We start from the raw sequence: 2856 nt of genomic DNA on the forward strand, positions 1-2856 counted from the left end.
GTAATTGACGATACCAATCTTATCTGCTATTGTTTTCATTGTGCAATAACACAAGAGATAAAAACGTTTGCTGGGACTATACCAATTATAAAAATCGGCGAAAAATCCCATAGAAAAAGGTGTGTACAATGAATAAGCAAATTACTGCTGATGATATTAGAAAAAGTGTTGATGACAACGATGTTCGTTTCTTAAGATTGGCATTTACTGATATTAATGGTACTTCTAAAGCTGTAGAAGTTCCAACTAGCCAATTAGACAAAGTGTTGACTAATGACATCCGTTTTGATGGTTCTTCAATTGATGGATTTGTACGTCTTGAAGAAAGTGACATGGTTCTATACCCGGACTTTTCAACTTGGGCAGTTCTGCCATGGAGTGATCAGCGTGGCGGCAAGATTGGTCGTTTAGTATGTTCTGTTCATAAGACTAATGGAGATCCATTTGAAGGCGACCCTAGAAATAACTTAAAGCGCGTTTTAGGCGAAATGAAGGAAATGGGCTTTACTGATTTTGATATTGGTTTTGAAGCTGAGTTCCACTTATTCAAGTTAGGTGAAGATGGCAACTGGACTACTGAAGTTCCTGATCATGCATCATATTTTGATATGACTTCAGACGATGAAGGTGCAAGATGTCGTCGTGATATCGTTGAAACTTTGGAAAGAATTGGTTTTGAAGTTGAAGCTGCTCACCACGAAGTAGGTGACGGCCAACAAGAAATTGACTTCAGATTTGATGATGCTTTAACTACAGCTGACCGTGTTCAAACATTCAAGATGGTTGTACGCGAAGTTGCTAGAAAGCACGGCTTGTTTGCTACATTTATGGCTAAGCCTGTTGAAGGCCAAGCAGGTAATGGGATGCACACCAATATGTCATTATTTAAAGATGGCAAGAATGTATTTTATGACAAAGATGGCGAATTCCACTTGTCAGATACTGCACTTTACTTCTTAAATGGTATCTTAGAACATGCTCGTGCAATTACTGCAATTGGTAACCCAACTGTTAACTCATACAAGCGTTTAATTCCAGGTTTTGAAGCTCCAGTTTACATTTCATGGGCTTCAAAGAACCGTTCACCATTAGTTCGTATTCCAGATGCTGAAGAAATCAATACCCGTCTTGAAATGCGTTCAGCAGACCCAACTGCTAACCCATACTTGCTATTAGCCGCTTGCTTAACTGCAGGACTTAACGGTATTAAAGAAGCTAAAAAGCCAATGGCACCAATTACTTCTAATGTCTTTGAAATGAGTGAACAAGAACGAGCAGATCGCGGCATTAAGCCACTTCCTTCAACTCTTCACAATGCAATTAAGGCATTTAAGGCTGATGAATTAATTCAATCTGCTTTAGGTGAACACTTAACTCAAAGTTTCATTGATTCTAAGAACTTAGAATGGTCCAAGTACACTCAATCTGTTTCTGATTGGGAAAGAGACCGTTACATGGGATATTAAAATTAGAGATTGAAATAGAAAAATGGTATCAAACCGATTTTTTGGTTTGATACCATTTTTTCTTGTCTATAACTATTTAATAGTCATCATCAGTAACAGTAGTGTCGCCGTCGTCTTCATCATTATTAGTATATTCCTCATCGTTGTCATCAGAATTGGAATCAGAATCATTGTTAGTATCAGTATCGTCGTTATCATCGAGGGTTTTACCGTGAAGTTCTTTGGATAATTCTGACTTGTGAGCCTCAGCTTGATTGAGTAGTGAGATTATTTCGTCTAGATCAGCTTTGTAAGGGCTGTATTGCTGAATGAGTTTGGCTTTTGAATAGTATGTTGGAGAAGGATCATTGTCTGGATCACCTATAAGTCTGGAGCTTACATCATCTTTGTTTCCATTTAAAAATATCTCATATGACTTAGATCCAGTGTAGTTATAATGTAATTTATAGCATGGAGCTCCATAATCAGAAGTTTTTATAAAGCCTGATATATATTCCTCGTTTCTTAAAGTATCTTTGTGTGTATTTAATACAAGGTGAAGGAGATACTTAGTGGAATTAATTTTTTCTATTGGATTATTTCCACGCCCATAATTAATAAAGAGTGCAACCGCCAGTTCGTCATCTGATAATTTTGAACTAGACTTTGTATTTTCTGAACTTGATTTAGTGTTTTCACTTTCTAAATCTTGAAATTCATTTTTATATTTTGAAAAGTGCTTAGATAAAGTTTTCTTGCTATAAGTCTTTTTAGTATTATCATCAGCAACTTTGACGTTCGTTTTATTGACATTAATGTTCACGCTACCGTATTTGTTGGAGACTGTGTATGCATTAGAAGATTGGGGAGTAACAGTTAAAAAATTAGTTCTAATGTCGTTGGCTATGGTCTTAGCTAAATCTTCATTGTTTTTGACATGACGATTTTTAGCATAATTTCTGCGGGCATATTCCATGTAACCCATTAATGACCAGTCTTTACTTGAGTAGTCCTTCTTCTTTTTGGAATGGTGTTTTGAAGCGACCTTGACTGTTTTCGGATGTGAAGTCTTAGCTAAGCTAGCATGTTGAGTATTTTTTATAGTGTAAAATGCCAATCCACAGACAGTTAAGAGAACAATTGCGGCACATAGGGTTATCAAAAGCAATCCTTTGTGAGATTTTTGGGGATGCGTTTGGTTAGTTATTTTAGGCGCTGTGGGTGCTGGCTGAGGTCTTTTAACTTGTGGAGTATTTACAGGAGTCAGGTGATCATTGTTTTTTGGAGTTTTTGTAGGTATTTGCGTTAAATGATCTGGTTGACTAGCTTTTACTTTATGACCACAGTTTTTACAAAATAAATCGTCTGGCTTTAACTCATGTCCACACTTTGGACAAAATTTCATTCTTTA

The 2856-nt window shown here is 36.5% G+C and carries 2 protein-coding genes; one reads left to right on the forward strand and one right to left on the reverse strand.

Annotated elements, in window-relative coordinates; all coding sequences use genetic code 11:
• Window positions 1-128 precede the first annotated feature (128 nt).
• Window positions 129-1466, forward strand: coding sequence for a type I glutamate--ammonia ligase (gene glnA, locus Q0Y70_RS09790; RefSeq protein ID WP_297820511.1), 1338 nt, complete (start codon window positions 129-131; stop codon window positions 1464-1466).
• Between the two features lie 76 nt (window positions 1467-1542).
• On the opposite strand, the gene Q0Y70_RS09795 is transcribed toward glnA, so the two are convergent.
• Entirely contained in the window at window positions 1543-2850 is a 1308-nt protein-coding gene (locus tag Q0Y70_RS09795) for a zinc ribbon domain-containing protein (protein WP_297820514.1), read from the reverse strand.
• Between the last annotated feature and the right edge of the window lie 6 nt (window positions 2851-2856).

The sequence above is a fragment of the uncultured Lactobacillus sp. genome (assembly GCF_947367085.1).
In the GTDB taxonomy this organism is placed as follows: Bacteria; Bacillota; Bacilli; order Lactobacillales; family Lactobacillaceae; genus Lactobacillus.